The following is a 24,892-nucleotide window of genomic DNA, read 5'->3' on the forward strand; positions in this document are numbered from 1 at the left end:
CGGCGGTGGCCATGCGCTGCTCGAGGAGCTCGCCGGCGCGGTCTGCGTTGTCAGCCATGGGCGATCCGCTCCTGCACGGCCTGGCCGTCGCGATAGGCGCAGTGGTGGTCGGCGAGGGCCTGGCGCAGGTCTTCCTCGCTGTTGAAGGCCACAACCATGGCGTAGCGGTGGCGGACCTGGCCGCTGTCGGCGGTCATGACCTCGACCTCGCCGGCGTCCTGCAGGATGCCGCGCGGTTCCGGCTGGTGGTGTTGGGCGATGGGCATACGTCCTCCTTGATGACGGATCAGCACAGTTCCGGCGGGAAGAACTCTTCCTGCTCGGGCGGTGCGGGTGGTTGGAAGAGCCGCTGGGCAGCGGCGCGGACCATGCGGGCCTCGATATCCGCGTCTTCCGCGATGGCGCGCTGTTCATCGCTCTGGCGCCATTCCTGGAAGCGGCGGACCTGCTCGGCGAGGACCTCCGGTGGGGGAGTGCTGGGGGTGGTGCTCAGCGGGGTGACCGACACCCCCGTACAGTTAGTGACACAAGTCCAAGCGTCGCCGGCTTCGCCGGCTCCGGAACTGCCCGCCGCCCGCTGGCGGGAGCGAATCTCCCACCGATACAGGCGCGTCAGGTATTCGGCCTGGCGGCCGCGGCCGTCGCGGACGACCAGCCCCCAGGTGGCCTTCACCGGCTCGCCGTAGCGGCCGCGGGCTTCCACGCCCTGGTGCTCCTCGCCGGTGGCGTGGCTGAACTCGGCGCCGTCGGTGTCGGGGCGGTTGAGCGTCCAGGGCTTGATCGGTTGCTCGGCGCGGGGCGTGTTGGGGCCGCCCATCAGGCGCATGAACAAATCCCACTGGCCGGCGTTGGCGGCCTGGCGGATAGAGTTGAGCGTCTCGGAGACGGTGGGCGCGGGGCGAGTGGCTTCCTCCCACTGGCGCAGCGTCTCTTCCTGCTTCTCGGTCAGGCGGCGCACCTCGCGCCACACGGTGACGCTGGGCAGGCCCAGGAACTGGAACTGGCGGATGCCCCAGGTGGCGGCCCAGGCCTCGATGCGCGGCGCGGCGTCGGTAAGCTCGTGGCCGTAGCGGTCCTGGTGGTCGTTCTCGACGCCGTCGCGGGCGAACTGCTCGCCGTTGATGTTCTTGCTGACGTACTTGGCCACGTAGCCGGCGGCGGTGCCGCGGGAGTAGTCGATGCGCACCGGCTTGAAGCGGGCGGTGGTCTTGTGGCCGCCGCGCTCGAACAGCTCGTCCGGCGCCTCGGCCTCGGCGTACTCGCGCAGGATCTCGGTCACGCGCGGCTCGGCCTCTGGCTCCATCCACAGAAGCAGGTGCCAGTGGGGCGTGCCGTCGTGGTGGGGCTCCACCACGCGGATGCCGTACACGCCCAGGCCCTCGCGGGCCAGCTTGGCGCGGGCCTGCGACCACAGCTTCTGGATGTGCTGCTGCGCCTCGCGCGGGGTGCTGCCGTCGTACTTGCGGTTGCGCCGCGCGTTGCGCGACAGCACCGGGTGGAAGCGGCTCGGCGCGGTGATGGTGTAGAACATGCCGGCGTGGCCCAGGCGGCGCGCCTCGGCCTCGGTATCGCGGATGCGCAGCATCAGCTCCGCCCGGCGGTGATCGGCGTTGGCCAGGCCCAGCTCGGCCAGCTCGGCGAGGGTGTAGACCTGGCCGTCCTGGTTGATCGCCTCCAGCGTCTCCAGCAGGGCGCGGTTGCGCACCTTCTGGCTGCGCCGGCGCTCCACGGTCATGTCGCTGCAGTAGATGCCGGCGCGGGCGTGCACGCGATGGGCCTCGCGCTGCACCTGCTCGAGGCGGCGGCCGGCGGTGCGGCGCAGCTTGCGGCGCCACCACAGCGAGCAGCTCAGCCGGGCGAGCTGTACGGACGTGCGCGAACGGCGGGCCGGCGGCTCGATGTCGTGCAGGGCCGCGCGCTGGCGGGCCTTCTTCAGCGCGATCGCGTCGACCACCTTGAGGCTCATCGGCGGGTGGTAGGCGAAGCGGAACACCGCCATCAGCGGAATGCCCACCGGCGGCGGGGTCAGCGCGTTGCGGCTGTCTGCGAGCTGCTCCTGGTAGTCCGCCATGCGCGCCGAGAGCGTCTTGCCCTTGGGCGAGATGGCCGGTGCCGGTGGCGGCAGCAGGCCGTACCGGCGCCGGCGGTTGTAGTCGGCGATGCCGCCGATCAGCTTCTGGCGTTCGTCGTCCACGGCGCGGGCCTGGGCCTCGGCGTAGCGCACCAGGGCCTCGTCGTCGTGGCTGGCGTTCAGCCCGCCGATGGTGAGGCGCTTCTCGACGTCGGCCAGCCATGCGCTGGCCGCCTGGATGCCCTCGATGGTGGTGCGCTCCAGCCGGCGCAGCGAGGCCGCGCCGCGCTCGAGGTCGCTGGCGATCGGGGCGAAGCGGCGATAGACGCGGCCCGGATCGACCAGCCCCTCGGTGTTACACCGCAGCCAGCGGTTGCCGGCGGCGTTGCCGTACCGCTTGGCTACATGCACGAAGCCAGCGGCCAGCTCCTCGGCCAAGGTGGGCAGGGCATCGAAGAAGCCCTGGCGCCACCGGTGGCACTCCGGCGTGCCGAAGGTGCGGGACTGCTCGAGCGCGGTTGCCATTAACGCGCCTCCGCTTTGGCCGGGCGGGCCTCGGTGAGGTGCACGAACGGCTGGTCCAGGTCGATCCACGGGCCGGCGGCGTGGTCGCGCTCGATGGCCGCCGCGGCATCACGGATGCGGCGGGCGGCGCGCCGGTAGTGGCTGGCCAGGTGCAGGCTGTTGCCGATCGCCCCGGCGAAGGGGCGCGGCGCCTCCCAGATCTCGGCCATGTCCTCGAGGTGCTCGGCTTCCTGGCGCAGCTTGCGGATCAGCGCCGGCATCTCGCTGGCCTTCTCGATATCCAGCAGCAGGCTCTCGCGCCGCATCCGGCGCGGCAGGGTCTCGGGGTGCAGGTCGTTGCGCCGCATCACTCCACCCCGCGTTCGATGATTGCCAGCCAGTGCAGGGCGGCCTCGGTGTTGCCCTCGGCCAGCGCCTGCCGGGCGTGGGCCGCCAGCTCGCGGCTCTTGTGCGGGCGGTGGCCGTTCAGGCCGTCGCGCAGCTGGCCGGCGTACTGGCTCATGCGGTGGATGGCGGCGCGCAGGGCGTCGCGGCTGGCCTTGGGAAGATCGTGGATGGCGAGGCGCGGGTCGCGCTCCACCAGCCGGGCACTGGCCAGCAGGGCGCGGCGCTCGCCGGCGACCAGCTCGGCCCACAGCGTGGCCAGGTCCTGGTCGGCGCAGCGGCTGTGCAGCTCCGCGCGCAGGGCGCCCCAGTCGCCACGGTCGGGCTCGACGGTGGGCGTCTGGCGGTGCGGCGTAGGCAGCGTGTGGATTTGTGCAGGCATGACTCTCCCTCCCACTGGCGTGGCGACGTTGGCGAACGGGTGATGAACAGGGGTTAGTGCGCGGGGCGTTCCAGCAGCAGCAGGCGGCCCGAGCCGGCATTGCCGGCCTGCAGGTCGTGGCCCTTGAGAAGCTCGCGCAGGTCGCGGGCGGTCAGCGCGATGCGTTGGCCGGCGGCGTTGGTGAACACCACGGCGTGGCTGGTGGTGGTGGCGATGTCGATGGTGTCGCGCACGTTCAGCGTGTCGAGCTCGGCGAGTGCCTGGATGGCGGCGTTCTCGGCCGCGTGCTCCGGCATATCGTGGGCCTGGCACAGGTGGCCGATGCAGTCGCTCAGCGCTTCGGCGCGCGGCCGGTCGCGGTGCTGCCACAGCCGGCCGACGGCCACGTTGTGCGGGTCCAGTTGCGGCGCGGCGGCGGGGCGGATCGGGATGACGTTGTTCATGGCGATCTCCTTATCAGCGGTTCAGTCGGTGCCGGTCAGCAACTGGTCGCGCATCAGGCGCCTCAGCTCCGGGTCGGCCGGGATCTGCACGCCCGGGCGTGGCTGCTGGCTGGGCGCCCGGGTGGTGGCGAACTCGATCAGGATCTTGCCGCCCCACCCGCATTCCGGATTGATGCACTGGGCATATGCCCAGTAGAGGGCGTCGTGCGGCCTGACGCTGGAACGGGTGACGACGCTGTCACGGCAATGGGGGCAGGTGATCCTCACCGACGTCCTCCTCGGGGATTGATGGGGTAGAGAGCGCGACCACGGCCGGTGAGGCCCTGCACGCCCTTGCGTAGCCGGCGGCGCAGCAGAAACTCCGCGGCCTGGGCATTGTTCTCGAGTCCTTCCTGATGACGTACCTGATCGAGCAGCTCCTCCATCTGGTCATCGATGGGCAAGGTTTCCTCGGGCATGGGGACTCCTTGGGGACCTCAAAAAGGCCTGGGTTTACCCCGCGCTCGGGGCAACACTGGGGGTATCGAATTCATCGAGCCCAAGCGTTTCCAGCGCTTCCTTCAGCACCAGTTGGCGCAGCAGGGCGGCACGCTCGATGCCGGTGTAATCGGCCAGGGCGTCGATCAGCCGGGCTTCGTATTCATCGAGGTTGATGGAGCCGTAGCGAGTGCGAACGCGTTTCGGGTCCTGGTACATGGCGGATTTCCTTATGCAGCAGGTCAGGACAAGACAGCGATCAGGCGCGGCCGGCAGCGCCGGCCTCGGCATCCAGCTGGGCGAGCCCCTTGAGGACCAGCAGCCGGGTGGTGGCGGAAAGCGAGCGCTGCTGCTCGGTGGCCAGGGCGTCGAGGCGGTCGCGCTCGTCCTGGGTGACGTGGGTCATCACCGGGCGATTGCAGCCCTTCGGCGCACGCTGGGTGGTGGGGTGAGCGATGGTTTCGGCGGTACTCATCGGTTAGGCTTCCTTAATGGAGTGAAAGACAATTCCGGGCGGTGGCAGCCGGCCGGATCAGCGCCCGTAGAGCCGGATCAGCTTGCGCTGGGTGAAGTGCTCGTCGAGGTAGACGCGCAGATCGCAGAGGGCGTCTTCGATGTCGTGGTTGGGCCGCTGGTCGCGCAGCAGATCGCCGGCCAGCTTGGCCGCCGCCTCGGCGGCGACGCGCTCCTCGAGCGCCTCGAGATCGGCCAGCGGGTTGGCCGCGGCGTCGGTCTCGGTGGCCTGCACCGCCTGGCGGTTGGTCGGCGTGCAGCGGGCGAGCTCGATATCGAGTCCGCGGAACGACACGCGGTGGGGCAGCGCTTGGACGTTGCCGGTAGTAGCAGGGGTGGCCATGGCAGTGACTCCTTTGCGATGTGGATTCAGTTCAACCGAGAGGGATTTCCCCAATGTCTGATCAACTCGTGGTCCATCCCATCAAAGACCCGTCTCGCGCTGCCCATGAGGTGGTTCTGGAGCTTTGCAAAGCAGGTGCCTTTGGCGTTGGCCCTGAGGCACAGGCCATGGGACGTGGCGATGGCGAGAAGCTGGCCGAAGCCATCATTGCGGTTCACGAGAAGCTGGCGGCTCACTACAAGTCGCTGGGGCATGGCTAATTGCGATCAGCCCGTCTCGCAGTGCGGTGGCCAGGTCGGCAGCCGATTGCTTGAGCACGTCGCCCGAGTAGCCTTGCTTCGCCAGCGCACCGATGGCGTCGGCCAGGGTGTTGCTGGCGAGGATCTGCTGACGTGTCGTCAGCTCGCTCGAAGGCTGAGCGTTGCCGGTAGTAGCAGGGGCAGTCATGGCAGTGGCTCCGTTCCTGTGATCGAAATGAATCGTTATAGAGTCTTTCAGGCTGTTATGGACTCAAGAATGAAATCAAATGGATTACCTGTCAAGCGCGGGGATGGCTCCTTATGGATTCAATAGGCGCGCGCCTGCGTGAAGAGCGGGAGCGGCTGGGCCTAACTCAGACCGAGTTGGGCGAAAAAGCCGGGGTTACCAAGAACACCCAGAGGCTCTACGAGAGCGACCAGCGGAGCCCGAAGGCTGACTATCTGGTTGCCGTGGAGCATGTCGGCGTGGATACCCGGTACGTGCTGATGGGCACACATGAAGAAGGGCAGGGTGAAAAGGAGCCGAGGGATCTGCCTGAGCCGGCCAATGAAGATCTCTCGCCCGTGGCCATGTACGACATCGAGGCCGCGGCCGGCGATGGTCGTTCGCTCGAGCGGGAAGAGGTCGAGTCCACCATGTACTTCCCCACCGAGCAGCTCGCCGCCCAGGGCCTCGATCCGGCTCAGGTGGTCGGCGTGAAGGTTCGCGGCGACTCGATGGACGGCACGCTGGCCGACGGCGACTGGGTGCTGGTGGACCGCAGCAGCCGCGACCCGCACCCGGAAGGGGTGTTCCTGTTGCTCGTGCACGGCGAGCGGCGCATCAAGCGCGTGCAGCGCGTCGCCGGCGGCGCCTGGCTGCTGATCAGCGACAACCCGCGCTATGAGAAAGAATTGATCAAGCCGCAGGACATGAAGGACGTGGAGATCCTGGGGCGGTGTGAGATTCGGATTGGGAAAGTACTATAAGATATTTACGCAAGGATGCTTTATGAAGTTAAAAGATATAAAGATTGGTAAGACTGACGCTAAAAATGAGATTCTTCACGGTACTGTTCAAGATTTAGGTTTCTTTGAGCAGTCTTATACTGTTCCTCCTAGTATTTTGTTGGAAAAGTTCTACGAAAAAAAGACGTATTTTGTTTTAGGGTTAAAGGGTACAGGTAAGACTGCCCTTCTTCGCTATATTTCCATGAAGCTTGAAGAAGATGGAGTCTCAAGATCTAAGTTTGTTTTGTTTAAAACAGAATTTGATGAAGAAGATAGGAAAGATCTTTCAAGAGCTGCCAATGTTAACTGTGTAGAGAATCCTGTGGATGGTCACGACGATCTCCATGATTATGGCCTGGTCTGGCGTTGGTTTATATATAAGCAGTTGGCTAAGCACTACAGTGATGGTGCTGAGATCTTCCAGAGGAACGGCGTTGCTTCGGATTTTGTAGACCTTGTTAGTCTTGAGAAAGAATCTGCTGGAACGGGATTTTCTAGGCTTGTTCCTAAAATAAAAAAAGGGCGTATCTCCATTAGTCAAAATCCTAAGTTTGAGTTGGATTTTGAATGGGCTGGCTCTAAAGAAAAGCAGGTTGAGTTCAGGGGGTTGGTTAAAAAAGCAGACTTGCTGTTTAAGCAGCTTTCTCCTGGTGGCGAAAAGCTGAATCTCTTTTTTGATGAGCTAGAACTCTCTTTTTCTTCTCAGAAGCAATATGGAAGAGATACTAGGCTCGTAAGAGATCTTGTGTTTGCGGTCGAGGCTTTTAATGGTGTGTGCAAAGAGTGCTGCTTTGATATATGTGCATATGCCGCGGTCAGGTCGGAAGTAAGGAATGTAATTTCTATCTCTGGTGCGGAAATAAATAAGCCGTTAATGGATTTTGGCGTTGACATTATATGGCATCAGCCGGGTCAAGATGTTAACCATCAGCCCCTTTTGCAGATAATTTCCAATAAGATAAATAAATCAAGAGCGTTTAATGGTTTGGGTGAGTTGGAGCCCAAGGCTCTCTGGAAGGAATATTTTCCAGAAAAAATTCAGGGGGATTCCCCCCAGAGATATATTCTTCATAATTCATGGTATCGCCCTAGAGATATAGTTTTGCTGCTCATGACGGCTCAGGAGCAATTTCCTGAAGAAGCTACTTTTAAGCATGCGGCTTTTGATGCGATAAGAAAAGTATACTCGGGAGCTGTCTGGACTGAAATGACTGAAGAGTTGAGGGCAGTGTATAGAAGTGATGAAATTGAAGGACTTGAGTCTCTATTATACGAAGCAAAGCAGGTGATGGAGGTTCGCGAGCTTGTCAAGGAGTCAGAAGATAAGTCAGAATTTTACCCCGAAGTGGGGAAGTTGTTAAGTCGGCATAATGTCCCTAAGATTCTGAAAGATCTTTACAGGGTTGGTATTGTTGGGAATATAGACTGGAATGATCGCGGAGAAAGTAAGATGAGGTTTTCTTTTAGGGGAGATAGCCGAATATTGCCCACTCAGAAAATTTTTATCCATAATGCTTTGAGGTCCCATCTTTCACTCCGGTGACTGGAGGAATTAATTGTGCGGCCGATTTGCTCTCTATAGCCCATACCCTCAGCTCTCGCAGGCCTTACGCTTGCCGCTGGAGCCTGTGAAGCTGACGCCACGCTACAACGTGGCCCCGGGCACCTGGATCACGGCGGTGCGCCATCCCCGCGATGACGCGCCGCTGGTGATGGACGAGGTGTGGTGGGGCTACCGGCCGCACTGGGCGAAGGAGAAGGCGCCCGAGCCCATCAACGCCACCGTCGAGAAGGTGGCCACTTCCAACTACTTCCGCGGGGCGTTCGCCCATCATCGCTGCCTGGTGCCGGCGGATGGCTGGTACGAGTGGCTGCCGGTGGGCGGCAGGAAGCAGCCGCATTTCCTGTGCCGCGAGGATCGCGAGCCGATCTGGCTGGCGGGCATCTGGAGCCAGCGGCCGGACGGCACGCCCGGCTGCGCCATCCTCACCGAACCGGCCCGCGGCGTGGCGGCGGAGATCCACTCGCGCATGCCGCTGGCCCTGGACGCCGAAAGCCTCGAGCCCTGGCTCGATCCCCACCTGACCGACCGCGAGACGATCCGCCACGTCGTCCATCACCTGCCTGCCGAGCGGATCACGCACTGGCCCGTGAGCATGCGGGTGAACCGACCGACTCAGGATGATGCCGAGCTGATCGAGCCCGTCGACCCCTGACCGATCCAGTGCTCGGTAGCCTGGCCGCAAGCATGGCAGACGACGCGATAATGCCTGCCTTCCAGCTTCTCCAGCGTGAACGTTGCCCAGCTTGGGCCGTCGTCCGCGCGGATCTCGGTGGCACCACAAGAGCACATCATCACCCACCGGCCCATGGGGGCCGGCATCATCGTGATCTCCGCCATGCTGAATCCTCCCCGTCTTCCTCAGTTTAGTTCGGATGAGAACGGCGGCTTGTAAGAGATCCGCTACGGTTGGCGTCAGCGTTTGCGTCGACCTCGTAAGGTTCGCACTTTCGGCAGCTCGATCCACTGCGTCGTCCGGCGCGCACACCGTTGCGGCTCACCTAAGCTCAATCTCTGCTTGACCCATCCTCAGTCGATGCATCATAGTGATGCTTATGCACTCGTTGTGAGTGCATTGGGCGGCCACTGGAGGATGCATGTTAACCCTTAGACTTCCGCATGAGTTGCAGGAGCAGCTCGAAAAACAAGCTTTGGCTTCTAATGTTTCAAAAAATAAAATAGTAGCCCAGGCTTTATCTGAATTTTTCGCTAACAATGCTAATGCTCATGCTTCCTTAGAAGAGGATGTTATTGAAAGCAATGAAGATCCAATAAGGAAGCTCATGGAGTGTAAGGAGAAAAGGTACCAAGAGGCTACTGAAGTTACAGACTGGATACAGCGAGGTTTGATCTGGACCGCGACTGCAAACCCTTCTGGCGAAGTTCGAGAGGGTGCGATCTACGGTAGAAACGCAGTTGTTGGTTTTACCTATGATGAAAGTGATGCTTTCAAAATAAAAGTTATTGTGAGGCACCTTTCAAGGGACGAGGTTTATGGTACTGGAAGATATCATCGCTATGTTTTTCCTTTGGAAAAATGGCGGGAAAATATGAAAGTGGTTTATAAGAGTAATTAAGGGTTAATAATAAATCCAGCTTTAGGATCTTGCTCTTAATATTTCCTGCCATCTTGTGGTGAATCTTGGGGTGCGGTGCGCGCAGCGCAGGTGCCAGGCGGCGTTCTGCCGCGGCACGCCCAGGCGTACCGTTCCCTTGCCCATCTTTCCGTTGAGCTCGTCGAGCGCGGCCATCAACTTGTGGTCGCGCTCGCGCTGGGCTTCCCGCTCGGGCGTGTCGAGCAGTGAGAGCTGCTCGCGGTTGGCGTCCACCAGGTCGAGCAGCATCACGCCGGCCTTCATGAAGCGAAACCCGCGGCGATAGATCGCCTCGAGCCCCTGCTGGGCGGCGGCCAGGATCGGGCGGCTGTCGTCGGTGGGCTCGGGTAGCTCGACGACGGCGCTGGGCGAGTACTGGGGCAGGTCGGGCCGGTGGCGGTTGGTCTTGAGGAAGACGAGCACGGCGCGGGCGTGGCTGTCCTGCTGGCGGAGCTTCTCGGCGCCGCGCTGGGCGTGCTGGCGGATGGCGTCCTGCAGCTCTCCCGGCTCGCCGGTCAGCCGGCCGAAGGAGCGCGAGGTCATGATGCGCTGGCGGGGCTCGGCGGCGTCGTTGAGCTCGATGCAGGGCGTGCCCTGGAGCTCGCGCACGGTGCGTTCGAGGGTGACGGAGAAGCGCCGTCGGATAGCCTTGGGATCGGCCTTGCGGAGATCCCAAGCGGTCTCGATGCCCTGGATGGCCAGCCGCTCGACCAGCCGTCGGCCGACGCCCCAGACGTCGCCCAGGGCGGTGCGCTCGAGCAGGCGGCGGGTGTCGTCGCCGTCGGCGTGCATCACGCACACCCCCTGGTATTCCGGCAGTTTCTTGGCGGCGCGGTTGGCCAGCTTGGCCAGGGTGCGGGTGGGTGCGACGCCCACGCAGACGGGGATGCCGGTGAACTGGCGCACGTTACGGTAGAGCGTGCGCGCCAGGGCCAGGGTGGCGGCGGCGTCGAAGCCGTCGAACCTGACGAACATCTCGTCGATGGAGTAGGGCTCGACGCCGGCGGAGAACTCCTCGAGGACCTCGCGCACCCGGGCGCTCATGTCGCCGTAGAGCTCGTAGTTGGAGGAGAGCAGGTGAATGCGGCCCTGGTTGACCCACTGCTGCAGCTCGAAGGCCGGGGTGCCCATCTCGACGCCAAGGGCCTTGAGCTCGTTGGAGCGGGCGATCACGCAGCCGTCGTTGTTGGACATCACGCCCACCGGCAGCCCCTCGAGCCGCGGCTGGAAGACGCGCTCGCAGCTGACGTAGAAGTTGTTGCAGTCCACCAGCCCGATCATACGGCGTACTCGTGGATGACCGAGCGCACCACGCCCCACACCTGGCAGTCGAGGTTGGCGAGCGGGATCGGCGCGTACTGGCTGTTGCCGGAGCACAGGTAGGGCCGTTTCCCGATCATCTCGTAGCGCTTCACGATCACTTCGCCGTCGACCAGGGCGACGACGATGTGCCCGGGGCGGGCGTCGATCGAGCGGTCCACGACCAGGGTGTCGCCGTCCTGGATGCCGAACTCGACCATGCTGTCGCCGGTGACGGTCATGAAGAACGTGGCCGCGGGGCGCTTCACCAGCCGCTCGTTGAGGTCGAGCGTGCGGCCGACGTAGTCCTCCGCCGGCGAGGGGAAGCCGGAGATGCCGGCGCGAATGGTGCCCAGCGGATGGGGCAGGGCGCGGTACGGCGGTGCCGGGTGCGGATGGCGGATCTCGGGATCACGCATGGCGGTGCCTCTTGTCAAAAACTGTTCGTTTATACAGTATTCGACAACAGCACACCCTTAGGCAAACGCTAATATGCACAACGCGCCGGGGTCGCAGGCGGCCGGGCCCGGCATGGCGCGGCTGGTGGCAGGATCACGAATTGGCAGGGACGACATGCGAGTGAACTACCTGGGCCCGGCGTGTCTGGGCATCGACCACCCCGCGCTGGACGGCTACGACCTCTCGCGCTTCCGCCCGAGCTGCTACCTGGTGGAGGTGAGCGAGGACGCCGGCGTGGGCGGCCCGCTGATGGAAGGCGACCTGCTGGTGGTGGACGAGCAGAAACCCGCCCAGCACGCCGACCTGGTGGTGGTGGAGCTGGACGGCGAGCAGCGGCTATTCAGCAGCCACCGGATCGGCGGGCGGATGCGGCTGATGCCCACCGCCGGGCCCGATGAGTCGATCTGGGCCCGGCAGTCGGATCTGAGGGGCGTGGTGGTGCACCTGGCGCGAGAGCTTGGGATGCGCGTCGATCGGGCCATACTGTCTTGAATACGCCTGTACGGTTGTCCTCAGTAGACTTGGCCATTTAGTCTAAGGCGCTGTTTGAGACCTACGACAAGCGGTTTGATCGACCATTGGTGACTGGCACGTCACCTCAAGATGAAAGGTAACCATCATGGAAGACGTCATCGGCGCGCTGCTAATGCTGGGCGTGCTTGTAGGAGTGTGGTTTGCAGTAGCCAGACAGTATCGAAAAAAGGGATATGAGGGCGTCATTCGCCATTTCATCGGCGGTTTCTGTGGCCTCGGTGCTATGTTGGTTTTTGGGCTGTTTGTCGCGGCAAATGAGGTAAGCGAGTCGCCATCCACTGATGCCGAAAGTGCTGAGCAGGTGGTAACGACATCCGAGCCCCAGAGAAAATCGCTTGCTGAGCTGCGTGACGAAGCCCAAGCGGAAAGTGACATTGGCGTCGATGTCGAGACCTTCACGAGGCGGTTCAATGAAACCATGACAGAGATGGAGCTTCCTTTTAGGTTTCAGGGCGAGATCAGTGAGTTAGACGATGGATTGGATTACCGCATAGCGAATGACAGGCTAAGTAGACTTTTTTCCATATCCTTGCATGTGAAACCTTACAGTGATGACATTCGTGAAATCGTCTTTATCGGTGTTGGTGATAGGCGAAAGCAAACGGGGGTTCACATCTTTTTGATAGCGGCCGCCGTATTTAGCGCTACGCAACCCGATTGGCCAGACACCACTGGCGTGCACACAGTCTTCGAGATGGGTAAAGAGTTTTCGGAAAAGGGCGCCAGGGTGGCGCAAACCATAGATGGGCTCGAATATCACTACAGGCGGAGTCATGTGGAGGGTAATCGGTTCTCCGTAGAACCCATCGACTGACTTTGAACTGAGCCCCAGCCCAGTTCTGCTGTATCGTGAGCATAGGTGGACAAACGCCAGCGCCTCGGTCTTTGAGCCGGGGCGCTGGCGTTTGGGGCCTACTCCGCGCCACCTCTTACCTCCATCTCCACCGAGCTGGTCAGCGCGCGGTCTCTGAGGTCGTGGATGATCTCGGTGATCAGCCAGGCGGTGGCGTCGATCTCGCGCTTCCAGCCGTTGGCGATCACCGGCGTCTCGGGATAGAGCTCGGGGCGGCCTTCGGCGAGGTCGAGCGTGAACGAGGCGCCGCCGCGCTGGAGGCGCTGCCATTCGCTCTGGGCGGCGGCGAGGGCGTCGTCCTGGGTGGCGTAGGTGGGGCGCAGGCGCTTGGGCTCGTCGTTGCTGCCGGCGACCACCTCACGGGGCTCGGCGGCGGCTTCGTCGTGCCACTGGGCGACGACGCCGGTGTAGGCGTCGCGGTCGGTGATGCTGTAGCGGTGGCGGTCGCCGACCTGCCGCGACAGGCGGATGGCGGGGATCTCGGTGCCGCCGGCGGTGAGGCCGGTGCCTTCGGGGATGAACAGCAGCCGGCCGGCCTTCACGGTGGCGATGGCGTCGAAGCGCTCGGCCAGGCGAGTGAGGAAGTGCAGGTCCGATTCCTCGGTCTGGTCGATGTGCTCGAGGTAGATGCCCTGGAGGTGCTGGCCGGTCTTGGGCTCGAGGTCGTGGCGGCCGGCGATGGTGCTGATGATCTCGCCGAGGGTGATGTCGTCCCAGCTCTGGGTGCGCTTGCCGGGCAGGCCCTGGCGCATGTCCGCCGAGCGGGCGCGGATGGTCAGCACGTCTGGCGCGCCGGAGTGCTCGACCTCGTCGACGATGTAGGTGCCGCGGTCCACCAGCGGCTGGCCCCGCCAGCCCATGGCCAGATGCAGCTCGGCGCCGCGGGGCGGCAGGGCGAGGCGGCCGTCGTGGTCTTCCAGGGTGAGGTCGAGCTGGTCGGCCTCGAGGCCGCGCCGATCGGTGAGGCGCAGGCGCTGCAGGCGGGCGCCGACCTGGGGGCTGATGCGCTGGCCCATCAGGGTGAGGCGATAGTCCGGCGTGCGGGCGACGCGGCCCGGTTCGCTGAACAGGCTCATGCCAGGGCCCCGGCGAGCCCGGTGGCCAGGGCGCGCATGGCGGCGGTGCTGGCCAGCTGGGCGCTGTCGTCCTCGTCGATACGCTCGAGGCGCAGGTCGAACTGGATTTGCTGGGCGGCGCCGTCGCGGAAGAACTCGCTTTTGCGCTCGTTGAGCGAGCCGATGACGTAGAGGCCGTAGTAGGTGCCGGCGCCCTCGATCAGCGGCCAGGCCGCGCCCTGGTCGGCCATCTGGCGCAGCTGGTCGAGGCTTTGCTGGCCCCCGGTGAACTGGGGCAGCAGGGTGCCGGTGAGGGTGATAGTGTCTTCCCCCGGGCCAAGGAACTGGCGTGCGGGCCGTCGGCCGACTCGGCCCTGGCTCTGGTGGCGCCAGTCGGTCTGGCGCTGCAGTTCCTGATAAGCGGCCGTGGAAAGGCCGAAGACGAACAAGCCATAGGCCATCATCATGGAGGATATCCCTTTGACGGAAAAAGTAAGACTGAGTAACAGGTTTCGTCTCTGGTCAGTTTTGGTGACATTCACCGTCACCATGTCTTTAGGAGTTGGGATGGCATATTTGCTAAAGCTTGCCCACTTCCACCACGATTTTCTTTCCCAATTGCCGGACTATGACCTGACGGGAGTGCTGTTCCTGTTGGGGATTGCTCTGGCAGTTAACTATAAGAGCCCCGAAGGTCGGATCTGTTTTTTCTTCATGGTCATTGGTGTTGCCTTGATGGTTTCTTGCCACTTCTTTCTAAGTGGGCTGCCAGAATATGATCGCCAAGATGCTGACAATGTGAGCCTGTACGCACTTCTTAGTGGCTTTTTCTTCTCTGGATTTATTACCAGCATGACCTTCGCCTGTATGGGGCTCCTCTATCGAGACATTGACTAGTCAATGTCATAGAAGGACGAGCGCCGGCGGGCGGCGGCGTCGCGGCTGGCGTCGGCCAGGGCCTGGCGGACCTGCGCCTGGACCAGCCGAGCCAGGGCCTGCTCGTCCATGCCCGGGGCGGCGTGGACGTGGATGTCGCCGGTGGTGATGGTCACGTTGCCGCCGCCGCCGGCGGCCTGAAGCGGCGGGCGGTGGTCGATGGGCACGTCGGCGATGGCGGGCAGGCTGGCGGCGCCGATGGCCATGCCGGCGCCGGCCTGGCGCACGCGCCGGGCGATCTCGCCGACGCGGCGGGCGGGCTCGTCGCGCTGGGCGTCCAGTCCGGCGTTCAGGCCGTCGACGGTGTACCCGCCGAGCTGGGCGAACACGCGGGACGGGGAGTTGATGTCAAGCTTGTCGGCGAACCAGTCGCGCACGTTGCCGGCGATGCCGGTGATCCGTTCGCGCAGCTCGCCGATCTTGCCGGTGAGGCCGTCGATCATGCCGTCGATCATCGCTGAGCCGAGGGAGCCGAACTTCTCGGGAATCTCCACGCCCAGGGCGTCGAGCCCGGCGGTGACGCCGCGCCAGATCAGCCCGATGGGCGACCAGTCCAGCAGCAGCCGGGCGACCTCGCCGATGCCGCCGCTGAACGCGTCCTTGATGTCCTGCCATCGCGCCCCGAACCACGCGCTGATGCCGTCCCAGTTGCGGTAGATGAGCGTGGCCCCGGCGGCCAGCGCGGCGACGGCGGCGACGATACCCATGATGGTGAGGCTCACCGGGTTGAGCGACAGCAGGGTGAGCGCGTAGCGCACCAGGGCGATGGGGCCGAGCACCGATCCGAGCACGGCGATGAAGCTGCCGCCCACGGCGACCAGCGTGGCCAGCCCGGCGGCGGCGGTGGCCAGGGTGCCGGTGAGGCGCGGGTTTTCCTTCATCCAGTTGCCGACGCCGCGGGTGATGGTGGTGATGTTCTGGATCAGCTCGCGCAGCGGCCCCTCGTTGGTGTCGGTGATGGTGATGCCGACCTCTTCCCAGGCGCTGTTGAGTGACTTGAGATCGCCGCTGATGTTGTCGGCCATGGTGCGTGCCATGCGGGCGTTCTCGCCGTCGTTCTCGCCCAGGGACTGGATGAGTTCATCCAGCCCGCCCTCGCTCATGGTGTTGACCAGTTCGGCCATGCCGGAGCCCGCCTCGGCGCCGAAGATGTCCTGCAGGATGGCCTTGCGATCGACGTTGCCGAGTTCCTCGGTGGCCGCGTTGATGTCGCGCAGGATCTCGGGCATGGCGCGCATGTTGCCCTGTGCGTCGGCGACCTGGAGACCGATCGACTCGATGGCGGACGCACCCTTGGCGGCGGGGGTGGTGAGCCGGTTCATCATGGCGCGGAGGGTGGTGCCGGCCTGGCTGCCCTGGATGCCGATGTTGCCCAGCAGGCCGGCCATCGAGGCGGCTTGCTCCATGGTGAGGTCGAGATCTTCAGCGCCGCCCAGGTACTTCATGGTTTCGCCGAGCTTTTCGAGATCGACGTTGGCGCGGCTGGCGGTGCCGGAGAGGATGTCGGCGACCCTGCCCATGGCGCCTTCGGCTTCCATGTCGACCTTGAAGGTGCCAGCGATGTTGGAGGCGATGTCTGCGGTGCGGCCGAGTTCGGTGTTGTTGGCGATGGCCAGGTCGAGTACGTCGCCCATGGAGCTGCGGATGGCCTCGGCGCTCATGCCGGCGCGCAGCAGGAACTCCTGGCCGGCGCCGACCTCGGTGGCGCTGAAGGCAGTGCTCGAGCCCAGCTCGCGGGACTGTGCCTGTAGCGCCTTGAAGCGCGGGTCGTCTTCTGTGAAGCGGCCGACGGCCTGCACGGCGCTCATCTGCTCGCCGTAGGCGACGCCCGGGGCAAGCATGCGTGCGCCGCCGTAGAGCGCGGCGCCACCGGTGGCCATGCCGGCGGCACCGGCCCCGGCCATGCGCCCGGCGCGGCCGATGTCACGGTGGTAGCGCTTGGCGGCGTCGGCGGCCTGTCGCTGCCGCTGGGCGGTCTGGCGTAGCTGCCGCTGCTGGGCCTCGAGCTGGCCATTGGCCTCGCGGATGCGCCGGGTCAGCTCGCGCTGCTGGTCGGCGTGGCTGCCGGTGACGCCCTCGACGCGGGTCATGTTGCGGCGCAGGTGGTCCAGCTGGCGTTGCTCCTGCTGGTACTGCTCCTTGAGGCGCTGGGCCTGGCGGATGGCCTGGGCGCGCTGGCGGCCGAGGGTCTTTGTGTCGCCCTCGGCGCTGTTCATCTGGCGGGAGAGCTCGCGGATCTCCTGCTGCTGCTGCTCAAGGGCGCGGCTGCTGCTTTCGCTCTGGCGCTTGAGGTCGCGGAAGCCGCGGAGGTCGCGCTGGGCGCGCTCCAGGGTCTTGAGCTGGTCGCGGCTGGCCTTGAGGGCCTCGGCGGTGCGGCCGCTGCCCTGGGTGATCTGTTTGAGGGGCCGAGTGACCCGGTCCACGGCATCCAGGACGACTTGCAGCTTGAGATCGCGGGCCATCGGCGGTCCTTCATTTGCGGGGTTGCTTGGGTGGCTCGGCGCGACGGCGGGCCCGCTCGCGCCAGTCCATCAGCTCGTCGAGTTCCATGGGGTCCATCTCGGCCGGCCCCCAGTGGAACACCATGGCGAGATCCGCCATGGCGTCGTCGACGTGCTCGGGGAGGGTTACTCGTTGGCTGCCTTCGCCGCCTTGGGCAGCAAAAAACCGCTCACCACGCCGCCGCACTGGACGAGGTCGGCGGGGTCCATGTCGCGCACCTCGGCCTCGGTGAGGGCGGGCTCGGTGATGCGCGGCAGCACCTTGGTCAGGGCGGTGACGTCCATCTGCAGCACGTCGGTCAGCGCCACGCCGCGCAGGGCGCCGGACTTGGGCTTGCGGATCTGCAGTTCTGTGACGGTCTGGCTGCCGCGCTTGAAGGGCGTGTCGAGCTCGACGGTCTCGGTGACGACCTGGGGCAGCTCGGCAGGGGCGGTGGTCTTGTCAGTCATGGGGTGTGGCTCCGATGGGAATCATGGGCCGCCCCGGTGGGGCGGCGGTGCAGTGGGTGGTCGTGGCGATCAGGTGCCCAGGGCGGCGCGGCGGTCGGCGAGGCGGTCTTCGCCGCGGACCATGAAGACGTTGCCGGGGATGTCGCGCTCGATGACGACCTCGCCGTCGATGGTGAGCTTGTAGTAGCTGATGGTGGTGGTGATCTCGCCGGTGGAGTTGTCGCCCTTCTGGGCCTCGCCCATGCCGATGGTCTTGTGGCGGCCGCGCACGACGATCTCGACGGGCATGACGGTGCCGTCCTCGTCGCTCTCGTAGCTTCCGGTGAAGCGCAGCTGGGCGGCGTCGTGGATCGGCGAGCCATAGGTATCGAACAGGCCGTCGACCAGCAGGCCGCCGGGCGTCCAGGTCATTTCCATGAGCTGGTTGCCCATGTCGACCTCAATGGGGCCGTCCATGCCGCCGGCCTCAAACTCGACCATGCGGCGGGCGAGCTCGGGCAGGGTGATGGTCTGGATCTGGCCCTGCCAGCTGTTGCCGTCGCCGAACAGGTTGAAGTCCTTGAGGATCTGGGGAAGTGCCATCTTGATCTCCTGTTATGCGGCGGCGACGCGGTCGGCGAAGTCGACCAGGTAGCGGTCGGTGATGCGCTGCTGGAGCATCAGGTTCTCGAGCGGCGGCACCGGCGTGTAGTCGTAGTCGATGTAGAGCTTGCCGGCCTTGAGCACCTCGGGGGTGTTGATCTCGGCGTCGAACCAGGCCACGCCGTCGATGATGTAGTTCTGGCGCTTCCACTCGCGGAACTTGGCGTTGATGCCCTCGACGATGTCCTTCACCAGGCTGGGGTGCATCGGCTTGTCGACGGCCCAGAGGTGGGCCTCGGCGATGGTGTCGGCGATGACCTGGGCGGTGCGGGTGTAGTTCTCGAACGCGAACAGCGGATCCGTGCTGCAGGTGCGCGAGCCCCAGAAGCGGAAGCCGTTGCGCTGGATCAGCGTGGTGACCTCGTGGCTGTTGAGGTAGCCGGCGTCGGTGTTCGGGTCCTGCAGATCCCAGAACACGTCCTGGCTGATGCCGGTCACGCCGTTGACCGGCATGTTGGAAAGGGTCTTGTGCCAGCCGATCGCCTGGTCGGCCTTGGCGCGCAGGCCCATGGCGCGGGCCACGGCGGAGTGCGTGCGAGTGCTGGAGGTGGCGGTGTCCCAGCCGGTGAAGTCGGGCCAGATCACCATGACCTCGCGGGCGCCGAAGTTCTCGCGGTACATGGCCGCTTCTTCCATGGTGGTGCTGTCGCCGGCGGAGGCGTAGACGAACGCGCGCAGCTTCTGGGCCACGCCGATCAGCTCGCTGGTGACGTCGGCGTCGTCGAGCTCCGGCACGCCGAGGATGCGCGGCTTCACGCCCAGGCGGGCCTCGGCGGCGAGCAGGGCCTGCACGCCGGTGCGCTTGCCGTTGCCGTCCACGCCGCCGATGACGTTGGTCTTGGTCTCGGCGTCGTCGGCGCCTTCTGCCACCCGCACCACGACCACCAGGGTCTTCACCTGGTCGACGATGGCGTCCAGCGAGCGGGCCAGGGTGCCGGTGTCGCCGGCGTCACCCTGGGCGCCCAGCGGATCGGTGACCAGCACCGGGGTGTCGAGCGGGAACGGCTCGTCCTCGCCGCCGGTGAGGTTGGAGAAGCCCGACGCGGCGACCACGCCGGCCCCGGCGCCTTCCTCGGCGGCGGTGACCAGGGCGGAGGCGTTCGCCTCGCCGTTGACGGCGGTGGCCACCTCGGCCGCGGTGCTGGTGATCGCGCCCTCGGTATCGGTGGCCAGTCTGACGGTGATGTCCTTGCCGCTGACGGTGACGGCCAGCGTGGCGGAGGCGCTGCCGGGGTCGACGTAGCGCACGCGAATGGCGTTGCCGGTGGTGCCGGCGGTGGCCGCGGTGTAGGTGACGCCGCTCTCGGCGGCGGCGGATTCCTTGAGCAGCGTGGCGGCAACGGCCGCGGCGGCGTCGGGAGCGGTGGCCACCAGGCCGATCACCGCCGTGGCGACGGTGCGGATCGGCCGGGTGCCTTCGTTGATCTCCACGACGCGCACGCCGTGGTGGTAGTCCTGGGCCATGTGGGGTTCCTGCGCAGGTGAGCATGACGGTCGGGGTCATGCTTGCGCGGGAGCGGGCGGGGCTCTAGCGGTGGAGGTTGTGGGGTGGTGATGGCACAAAAACGGGGCGGCGGGGTAGGCTGTGGCTTGATTTTCTCATTGGGCTAAAGAGGTAGTTGAAAATGTCTAGTGGAGTGGACTTGATTCCTGCCGGGGGGAAGCTGGCATATCGTTGCTTCATGGCTTGGAAGTTTGATCGCCTGATCGAGAAAGCAGAAGCCCATGGGATGACTGAGCAAGAGCTGTGTAATAGCGATCAGCGCTTCGCGCTATATATGCGGGTGGGTCGAGCTTTTGAGGCCTGTTCCGAAAAAGAGGTGATCGACTTTATCTCTGACGCAATGATCGGTGGTATAAGGGCGGGTGATGCTGAACATCAGCCTGATTTGGTGCAAATGGCTTTGGCCGCTGTATCCAATATCACGGAGACTGAGCTAAATCTTCTTCTTTTGATGCGAGCGCATCAAGGGAACGACTTGGCGACCCGAGATAGGTATCAGAATTTCCTTACAGATGTAGAGAATAAGCTGCATCTAAAGCCAGCAGAGGCCGCTGGTGTTTTATATGGTTTGCTTAGGACAGGGTTGGTGCTTCCGCCAGATACCGGGCCATTGGCAGAGTCTACAATTTATGGCTTCAGACTAACTAGCCTGGCCGATACGCTTTTTAGTTATGTGTCCTATTGGGCACGGCACCACCAGTAGCCCGCCAATCGGCGGGCTTTTTCCTGCCTGCGAATCTCTCACCACACCACCGCTTCGATCCCTTCCCGATCCTCGGCGGCCAAGGCGGCGTCGATGGCGTCCTTGCGGTCCCAGCTGCGCGCCTTGAGCACCTTGTAGTGGCCCAGGGCCGCGTCGGTGAGGGCGATGACCTGGTCGGGTGTCATCGGGTAGCGGGTGTTCGAGAGGCCGCGGAACTCCTGGACGGGATCCGACACGCCGGCGGCCTTGAGATTGCGGGCCTCTATCGCCAGGCCGAGCAGGTTCTGGCGGTCCTCGGCCAGCATCTGCACCGTGTCCTCGCTGCCATCGGGCATGGTGTAGGGCATGCCGGCGGCGAGGGCATCGGCGAGGGCGGTGGCGATCGCGGCGCGCTTGCGCTCGGCGAGGTCCTCGAGGGGCTCGGGAGGCGCCTGGTCCAGGGCATCGGCCGGCGGTTCGATGCCGAGTTCGCTGATCTCGTGACGGCTTCCGTCGGTTAGCCAGTAGACGTGGCCACGCCAGTCGGCCACGACTTCCCAGGCCTCGCCGGCCCACCGGGCTGCCTCGTTCGCGCCGTTAGCCGGCGGCTCGACGCCGGTCGCACCGGCCGGGATGCGCGGCTCACGGCGCATGGGATCGATGGGGGCCTCGCGGCCGGCGGGATCGATCACGGTGCCGTTGGTGGGATTGATGTCGTAGATGCGCACGGCGGCCTCCTTAGATCTTGGTCAGATAGATGACGGCGTTGTTGCGGGGACGGGTTTCACCTGAGAATCTGGCTGACCAGTTGGCGTTCATCGTGCTCACTCTATAAGTGCGCAGCGTAGTAGAAGCGGCAATGGTGGGATTGTCGCCGTATTCGGGTGGGCGAATAGCGCCACTTGGGAATTCAGCGTCTTGAAATACTGCTTGGATGCCTGATTCTGTTGAACCACCACCGTCCCCAGTAGAGGTCGGCAGACCATGAGCATGATCTTGCAAAGAATCGAGCTGCTGACTTCCTGCTTGCCGACCTGCATCGATACCTCGACCATGATCCCAGCCCCGCTTGAACTCACCGCGGTCATCCGGCAGAAGGAAGGTCGTGCTGCCGTCTCCCGCCCCGAATAACGTGCCCAATGCGGCGAACACGCGCCGGTAGTCTGCGCGGCTGAGCTCGGCGCCGTCGTTCTCGACGTAGCCCTCGGGCAGGGTCTCCGCGCGCCATTCGATAGTTGCGCCCGGGCGCGTTCCATCCCACATCATCCAGATATGCGGCCGATTCCCGGCATTGGTGGGGGCGACGCCCTGGACGGTGCCCACTTGGTCACGGTCGTAAAACTCGTAGAAGACACCGTCGTTGCCGCGTACTACCTCGCCGGTGGTGTAGATCCGCTCGGCGTCGTAGTTGGCGAACTGGTAGCTGGCGGCGGCGATAGCCTGCTCAATCGTGGCCTTCAGTGCCTCGTCGCTAGCATCGGAATATTCCCGCGTCGCCAGCACCACCGCGGGGTCGACCTTGAGGGTGACGGCGCTGGTGTCGCTGACCTCAAGGACGAAGCGCACGGTCTGGGTGCGGCTGGAGCCTTCGGCCAGCACCGGCTTGTATGTCTCGGGGTAGTTGCCGATGCCGATCAGGTCGCCGTCGACGTCATAGATGCCGATCTCGCGGATGGTCCAGCCGCCGACGTCCGGCGGGAGCACCTGCTCGACCACGATCCAGGAGGGGTTGTCGGGGTCGGTCTGGCTGGCGTTGATCGGCGCCCGGCGCACCTCGTTGATCAGGGCCTCGGCGCTGCTGTCCGGAGCGGGCAGGCTGCCGTTGCCGTCGCCGACGGCCAACTCGGTGATCTCGATGGTGCCGCCCAGGGCCACGGCGTTGGCCAGCTTGGCCTGACCGGTGTCGGTGAGCAGCGTGTAGAACTGGGGCATGCGGGGCTCCTCTCGCGTTCAGAGCGGGTAGACGGTGGCGGTGTCGGTGCTGTCGGTGGCGGCGCCCACGTAGAAGGCTCCGACGACCTCGGTTTCCTCGGCGACGAAGGGCAGTACGGCGGTGACGTCGCCGTCGTAGGTGGCGGCGGCGAGGTAGGCGGTGCCGCGGCTCTCGCCGGCGAGATCCAGGCCGGTGACGTGGCGGCTGACGGGCTTGGCGTCGTCGATCAGCCGCTCGAGCTCGGTGTACATGGCCTCGGTGATGCCGGTATCCAGCACGCCGATCCTGAGCGCGAAGGTGCCGGGCGTGCCGGTCGGCTCGGTCTCCCACCACTCCACGACCTCAAGTAGGTAGCCCAGCGGCTCGACCACCCGGCGAAGCGCGCTGATCGTGCCCTTGCGCTGGTGGACGTAGAACGCCGAGGCGATGACGTCGCGCTTGGCGGCCTCGGACCAGGTCGGGTCCCAACGGTCCACCGAGAACGCCCAGGCGAGATAGGGCAGCAGGTGGGCCGGGCAGGTGGCCGGGCGCCAGAGGTCGCGCAGCGGTACGGGCACGCGCTGGATCTCGGCCAGGGCCTCGGCGGCGGCGCGCTCCAGGGGCGAGGCGTTGGGCGGCAGCAGCGGCGTGCGGCTATCAGGCATCGCTGCCTCCGATCGTCACGGTGGTGCCGGTGCAGTGGGCGGCCTGGGTGTCGTCCAGCACGACGTCGGCGGCCGGGGCGGCGAGCTCGACGCGCTGCACGCCTTCGACATGCAGGGCGGCGTGGATGGCCGAGATGCGAATGTCGCGGCCGATGCGGCGCTGGGCGGTGACGTAGGCCGTCAGCGCGGCCTGGGCCGCGGCGAGGATCGGCTCCTGCTCGGGACCTGGGTAGACGTAGAGGGTGGCATCGACGCTGTAGTCGATGATCTCGGCTGACTGCACGGTGAGGCGGTCGCCCACCGGGCGCACGGTTTCGGCGGAGAGCGCGGCGTCGACGATGTCGATCAACTCGGCGCTGGCGGCACCGTTGCCCTCGGTGCTGAGCAGCGTGACCAGGGCCTCGGCCGGCGCCGGGCTGATAGCCGTGGCGTCGGACACGCGGCCGTCGGCGCTGAGGGCGTGGAACTCGTAGGCGGCGCGCGGGCCGGCGACGCTGAGCCCCTCGAACGCCCGCTGGGCGCGCAGGCGCAGGTCGGTGTTGGTTTCAAAGGTGGGCGGCACCGGCGGCGTGGCGTCGGGGTCGCCCGGGTCGATCTCCAGCCGCTCGACCTCGAAGTTGGCGACCAGGTGGTCGAGATCCTCGTCATCGGCGTGGGCGATCATCACCGCGCGGGCAGCCTCGTTGACCCGCTGCCGCCAGACCAGCTCCCGATAGGCGTTCTCCTCGAGCAGGATGGTCAGCGGCTCGCTCTCGAGCTCGAGGGTGGCTTCGACCTCGGCGCGTCGGCTCTCGCCGACCAGGGCGAGCAGAGCGGCCTTGCGCTCGGCGAGCACGGTCTCGAAGTCGAGATCCTCGACGACGTCGGGGGCGGGGAGCTGGGAAAGGTCGATGGTGCCGCTCATGCGATGGGGGCCTCAACGCGGATGGCCTGGCCGTCAGTGGTCTGGCCCTGGATCTCGATCGTGGCGCGGCCGGGCTGGGTGGTGCTGACGGTGCGGTGCACGGCGGTGACGCGCAGGCGCGGCTCCCAGCGCAGCAGCGCCATCACGGTGGCGGCGTAGACCTGGAGCATCAGGGCGTCGGAGAGCGGCCGGTCGATCAGCTCGGGCAGCAGGCTGCCGTACTCGCGGCGCATGACGCGGGTGCCGATCGGCGTGGTGAGGATGTCGCGCACGCTCTGGCGGATGTGCTCGAGGCGCTCCAGGGCGCGGCCGGTGGTGGCGTTCATGCCGGTCATACCGGGCCTCCGCTCTGGCCGCTGCCGGGTACGACGCCGCTGTGCGGATGGTCGTGGCCGACGTTCTTGCCGTTGTGGGTCAGCGAGCCGCCGTCCTGGGCATAGCTACCGGCGCGGGCCATGTCGCCCCGGTGGTCGATGTTGCCCTTCCAGGATGTGCCGCCCGGCGCCTCGATCTCGATGGAGCCGGGCAGCTTGATGCGCAGCACGCTGGCCTGGTGGTCGTACTCGAACAGGCCGCCGTCCGGGAACAGGCGGCGGCAGAGCTCGGGCAGGTCCGCCGGGGCGGGGTGGGCGTCGGAGAACAGCCCGACCAGCACCACGGCGCCGGCGGGATCGCCGCCGGGGGAGAACAGCACCGCCTGCTCGCCGACGGTGGGCGGATTCCAGTCGCGGGTGGTGCCGGCCCGGCACTCTATCCACGGCCGCCAGGCGGTCAGCAGCTCGCCGGACTTCACGCGGACACGCGCGGCGTTGTGGTCTACTTCGGCGATAGTGCCGAGGCGGATCAGGTTATGGATCAGGCGCAGCAGCTCGGCGGCGCTTTGCAGGGGGTGTTGGCTCATGCCGCGATGGTTGCGCGGCGAGGGCCGGGGCTCTAGCGGTGGGGATTGTGA

The 24,892-nt window shown here is 65.2% G+C and carries 35 protein-coding genes; 9 read left to right on the top strand and 26 right to left on the bottom strand.

All coding sequences use genetic code 11. The features are described 5' to 3' along the window. Window positions 1-50: 50 nt before the first annotated feature. From QWG60_RS05675 to QWG60_RS05720, 10 genes are read right to left on the bottom strand one after another with little or no spacing between them, the layout of a single operon-like run. Window positions 51-266, bottom strand: coding sequence for a hypothetical protein (locus QWG60_RS05675; RefSeq protein ID WP_046079970.1), 216 nt, complete (start codon window positions 264-266; stop codon window positions 51-53). A gap of 20 nt (window positions 267-286) precedes the next feature. Continuing rightward, window positions 287-2,596, bottom strand: coding sequence for a replication endonuclease (locus QWG60_RS05680; protein ID WP_146909844.1), 2,310 nt, complete (start codon window positions 2,594-2,596; stop codon window positions 287-289). After that, the gene (locus tag QWG60_RS05685; protein WP_146909846.1) at window positions 2,596-2,943 is read right to left on the bottom strand and encodes a hypothetical protein; all 348 of its coding nucleotides are present in this window, start codon (window positions 2,941-2,943) and stop codon (window positions 2,596-2,598) included. The genes QWG60_RS05680 and QWG60_RS05685 overlap by 1 nt, the downstream gene beginning before the upstream one ends. Further along, complete coding sequence (locus QWG60_RS05690) at window positions 2,943-3,362, bottom strand: hypothetical protein (protein ID WP_146909848.1); 420 nt, start codon at window positions 3,360-3,362, stop codon at window positions 2,943-2,945. Before QWG60_RS05690 ends, QWG60_RS05685 begins: the two co-directional genes overlap by 1 nt. 53 nt (window positions 3,363-3,415) lie before the next feature. Continuing rightward, window positions 3,416-3,805, bottom strand: a complete 390-nt coding sequence (locus tag QWG60_RS05695; protein WP_146909850.1) for a hypothetical protein — start codon at window positions 3,803-3,805, stop codon at window positions 3,416-3,418. 21 nt (window positions 3,806-3,826) lie between these two features. Then, a complete protein-coding gene (locus QWG60_RS05700; RefSeq protein WP_146909852.1) occupies window positions 3,827-4,072 on the bottom strand; it encodes an ogr/Delta-like zinc finger family protein in 246 nt (81 codons plus the stop codon). Next, a complete protein-coding gene (locus QWG60_RS05705; RefSeq protein WP_106488406.1) occupies window positions 4,069-4,263 on the bottom strand; it encodes a hypothetical protein in 195 nt (64 codons plus the stop codon). The genes QWG60_RS05700 and QWG60_RS05705 overlap by 4 nt, the downstream gene beginning before the upstream one ends. Before the next feature lie 34 nt (window positions 4,264-4,297). Continuing rightward, the gene (locus QWG60_RS05710; protein ID WP_106488405.1) at window positions 4,298-4,501 is read right to left on the bottom strand and encodes a hypothetical protein; all 204 of its coding nucleotides are present in this window, start codon (window positions 4,499-4,501) and stop codon (window positions 4,298-4,300) included. Window positions 4,502-4,541: 40 nt separating this feature from the next. Next, complete coding sequence (locus tag QWG60_RS05715; RefSeq protein ID WP_146909854.1) at window positions 4,542-4,757, bottom strand: hypothetical protein; 216 nt, start codon at window positions 4,755-4,757, stop codon at window positions 4,542-4,544. Between the two features lie 57 nt (window positions 4,758-4,814). Next, window positions 4,815-5,138, bottom strand: a complete 324-nt coding sequence (locus tag QWG60_RS05720) for a hypothetical protein (protein ID WP_146909856.1) — start codon at window positions 5,136-5,138, stop codon at window positions 4,815-4,817. A 53-nt stretch (window positions 5,139-5,191) separates the two neighbouring features. On the opposite strand from QWG60_RS05720, the gene QWG60_RS05725 reads away from it, so the two are divergent. The 4 genes from QWG60_RS05725 to QWG60_RS05740 all read left to right on the top strand — a co-directional run bounded on the left by QWG60_RS05725 (window position 5,192) and on the right by QWG60_RS05740 (window position 8,604). Then, entirely contained in the window at window positions 5,192-5,398 is a 207-nt protein-coding gene (locus QWG60_RS05725) for a hypothetical protein (RefSeq protein ID WP_146909859.1), read from the top strand. A 300-nt stretch (window positions 5,399-5,698) separates the two neighbouring features. Continuing rightward, window positions 5,699-6,367, top strand: a complete 669-nt coding sequence (locus tag QWG60_RS05730; RefSeq protein ID WP_146909861.1) for an XRE family transcriptional regulator — start codon at window positions 5,699-5,701, stop codon at window positions 6,365-6,367. A 22-nt stretch (window positions 6,368-6,389) separates the two neighbouring features. After that, window positions 6,390-7,931, top strand: a complete 1,542-nt coding sequence (locus QWG60_RS05735; RefSeq protein WP_146909863.1) for a P-loop ATPase, Sll1717 family — start codon at window positions 6,390-6,392, stop codon at window positions 7,929-7,931. A 13-nt stretch (window positions 7,932-7,944) separates the two neighbouring features. Next, window positions 7,945-8,604 carry an SOS response-associated peptidase gene (locus QWG60_RS05740; RefSeq protein ID WP_146909865.1) on the top strand — a complete coding sequence of 220 codons (660 nt, stop codon included), beginning with the start codon at window positions 7,945-7,947 and terminating at the stop codon, window positions 8,602-8,604. Here QWG60_RS05740 and QWG60_RS05745 read toward each other — a convergent pair. Then, window positions 8,565-8,789 carry a hypothetical protein gene (locus QWG60_RS05745; protein WP_146909867.1) on the bottom strand — a complete coding sequence of 75 codons (225 nt, stop codon included), beginning with the start codon at window positions 8,787-8,789 and terminating at the stop codon, window positions 8,565-8,567. The genes QWG60_RS05740 and QWG60_RS05745 overlap by 40 nt on opposite strands. Window positions 8,790-9,046: 257 nt before the next feature. Between QWG60_RS05745 and QWG60_RS05750 the strand changes: the two genes are divergently transcribed. Further along, a complete protein-coding gene (locus tag QWG60_RS05750) occupies window positions 9,047-9,526 on the top strand; it encodes a hypothetical protein (RefSeq protein ID WP_146909869.1) in 480 nt (159 codons plus the stop codon). Window positions 9,527-9,547: 21 nt separating this feature from the next. Here QWG60_RS05750 and QWG60_RS05755 read toward each other — a convergent pair whose 3' ends face one another. Beyond that, the gene (locus QWG60_RS05755) at window positions 9,548-10,825 is read right to left on the bottom strand and encodes a Y-family DNA polymerase (protein WP_146909871.1); all 1,278 of its coding nucleotides are present in this window, start codon (window positions 10,823-10,825) and stop codon (window positions 9,548-9,550) included. Then, complete coding sequence (locus QWG60_RS05760; protein ID WP_146909874.1) at window positions 10,822-11,262, bottom strand: LexA family protein; 441 nt, start codon at window positions 11,260-11,262, stop codon at window positions 10,822-10,824. Before QWG60_RS05760 ends, QWG60_RS05755 begins: the two co-directional genes overlap by 4 nt. A 154-nt stretch (window positions 11,263-11,416) precedes the next feature. Between QWG60_RS05760 and QWG60_RS05765 the strand changes: the two genes are divergently transcribed. Then, window positions 11,417-11,794 (top strand): LexA family protein, encoded by a 378-nt coding sequence (locus tag QWG60_RS05765; protein WP_146909876.1) that lies wholly within the window; start codon window positions 11,417-11,419, stop codon window positions 11,792-11,794. A 127-nt stretch (window positions 11,795-11,921) separates the two neighbouring features. Continuing rightward, a complete protein-coding gene (locus QWG60_RS05770) occupies window positions 11,922-12,650 on the top strand; it encodes a hypothetical protein (RefSeq protein WP_146909878.1) in 729 nt (242 codons plus the stop codon). A gap of 98 nt (window positions 12,651-12,748) precedes the next feature. Here QWG60_RS05770 and QWG60_RS05775 read toward each other — a convergent pair whose 3' ends face one another. Together QWG60_RS05775 and QWG60_RS05780 are read right to left on the bottom strand one after the other, a co-directional pair. Beyond that, entirely contained in the window at window positions 12,749-13,765 is a 1,017-nt protein-coding gene (locus QWG60_RS05775; RefSeq protein ID WP_146909880.1) for a phage late control D family protein, read from the bottom strand. Further along, on the bottom strand, window positions 13,762-14,211 hold the full coding sequence (locus tag QWG60_RS05780; protein WP_146909882.1) for a phage tail protein: 450 nt from the start codon (window positions 14,209-14,211) through the stop codon (window positions 13,762-13,764). The genes QWG60_RS05775 and QWG60_RS05780 overlap by 4 nt, the downstream gene beginning before the upstream one ends. A 100-nt stretch (window positions 14,212-14,311) precedes the next feature. Here QWG60_RS05780 and QWG60_RS05785 point away from each other — a divergent pair, with 100 nt between their 5' ends. Then, window positions 14,312-14,641 (top strand): hypothetical protein, encoded by a 330-nt coding sequence (locus tag QWG60_RS05785; RefSeq protein ID WP_146909885.1) that lies wholly within the window; start codon window positions 14,312-14,314, stop codon window positions 14,639-14,641. Here the strand turns inward: QWG60_RS05785 and QWG60_RS05790 are convergent. The 5 genes from QWG60_RS05790 to QWG60_RS05810 form a co-directional block, all read right to left on the bottom strand. Further along, entirely contained in the window at window positions 14,638-17,142 is a 2,505-nt protein-coding gene (locus tag QWG60_RS05790) for a phage tail tape measure protein (protein ID WP_146909887.1), read from the bottom strand. The two genes, QWG60_RS05785 and QWG60_RS05790, sit on opposite strands and share 4 nt — an antisense overlap. A gap of 10 nt (window positions 17,143-17,152) precedes the next feature. Then, the gene (locus QWG60_RS05795) at window positions 17,153-17,281 is read right to left on the bottom strand and encodes a GpE family phage tail protein (RefSeq protein ID WP_146909889.1); all 129 of its coding nucleotides are present in this window, start codon (window positions 17,279-17,281) and stop codon (window positions 17,153-17,155) included. Window positions 17,282-17,307: 26 nt separating this feature from the next. Then, the gene (locus tag QWG60_RS05800) at window positions 17,308-17,631 is read right to left on the bottom strand and encodes a phage tail assembly protein (protein WP_146909891.1); all 324 of its coding nucleotides are present in this window, start codon (window positions 17,629-17,631) and stop codon (window positions 17,308-17,310) included. Window positions 17,632-17,700: 69 nt separating this feature from the next. Next, window positions 17,701-18,213, bottom strand: a complete 513-nt coding sequence (locus tag QWG60_RS05805; protein WP_146909893.1) for a phage major tail tube protein — start codon at window positions 18,211-18,213, stop codon at window positions 17,701-17,703. A gap of 12 nt (window positions 18,214-18,225) precedes the next feature. Next, window positions 18,226-19,737: a phage tail sheath protein gene (locus tag QWG60_RS05810; RefSeq protein ID WP_146909895.1), complete on the bottom strand. Its 1,512-nt coding sequence runs from the start codon at window positions 19,735-19,737 to the stop codon at window positions 18,226-18,228. Window positions 19,738-19,898: 161 nt separating this feature from the next. Between QWG60_RS05810 and QWG60_RS05815 the strand changes: the two genes are divergently transcribed. Continuing rightward, complete coding sequence (locus QWG60_RS05815; RefSeq protein WP_146909897.1) at window positions 19,899-20,480, top strand: hypothetical protein; 582 nt, start codon at window positions 19,899-19,901, stop codon at window positions 20,478-20,480. Between the two features lie 38 nt (window positions 20,481-20,518). Here QWG60_RS05815 and QWG60_RS05820 read toward each other — a convergent pair whose 3' ends face one another. The 6 genes from QWG60_RS05820 to QWG60_RS05845 are packed head-to-tail and all read right to left on the bottom strand — an operon-like array spanning window position 20,519 to window position 24,841. Then, on the bottom strand, window positions 20,519-21,187 hold the full coding sequence (locus QWG60_RS05820; RefSeq protein ID WP_146909899.1) for a DUF4376 domain-containing protein: 669 nt from the start codon (window positions 21,185-21,187) through the stop codon (window positions 20,519-20,521). 10 nt (window positions 21,188-21,197) lie between these two features. Continuing rightward, window positions 21,198-22,391: a phage tail-collar fiber domain-containing protein gene (locus QWG60_RS05825; RefSeq protein ID WP_146909901.1), complete on the bottom strand. Its 1,194-nt coding sequence runs from the start codon at window positions 22,389-22,391 to the stop codon at window positions 21,198-21,200. 18 nt (window positions 22,392-22,409) lie between these two features. After that, window positions 22,410-23,036 (bottom strand): phage tail protein I, encoded by a 627-nt coding sequence (locus QWG60_RS05830; protein WP_146909903.1) that lies wholly within the window; start codon window positions 23,034-23,036, stop codon window positions 22,410-22,412. After that, a complete protein-coding gene (locus QWG60_RS05835; RefSeq protein ID WP_146909906.1) occupies window positions 23,029-23,940 on the bottom strand; it encodes a baseplate J/gp47 family protein in 912 nt (303 codons plus the stop codon). Before QWG60_RS05835 ends, QWG60_RS05830 begins: the two co-directional genes overlap by 8 nt. Further along, the gene (locus QWG60_RS05840) at window positions 23,937-24,275 is read right to left on the bottom strand and encodes a GPW/gp25 family protein (protein ID WP_146909908.1); all 339 of its coding nucleotides are present in this window, start codon (window positions 24,273-24,275) and stop codon (window positions 23,937-23,939) included. Before QWG60_RS05840 ends, QWG60_RS05835 begins: the two co-directional genes overlap by 4 nt. Continuing rightward, window positions 24,272-24,841, bottom strand: coding sequence for a phage baseplate assembly protein V (locus QWG60_RS05845; protein ID WP_222593874.1), 570 nt, complete (start codon window positions 24,839-24,841; stop codon window positions 24,272-24,274). The genes QWG60_RS05840 and QWG60_RS05845 overlap by 4 nt, the downstream gene beginning before the upstream one ends. Between the last annotated feature and the right edge of the window lie 51 nt (window positions 24,842-24,892).

The sequence above is a fragment of the Halomonas halophila genome (genome assembly GCF_030406665.1).
GTDB lineage: Bacteria > Pseudomonadota > Gammaproteobacteria > Pseudomonadales > Halomonadaceae > Halomonas > Halomonas halophila.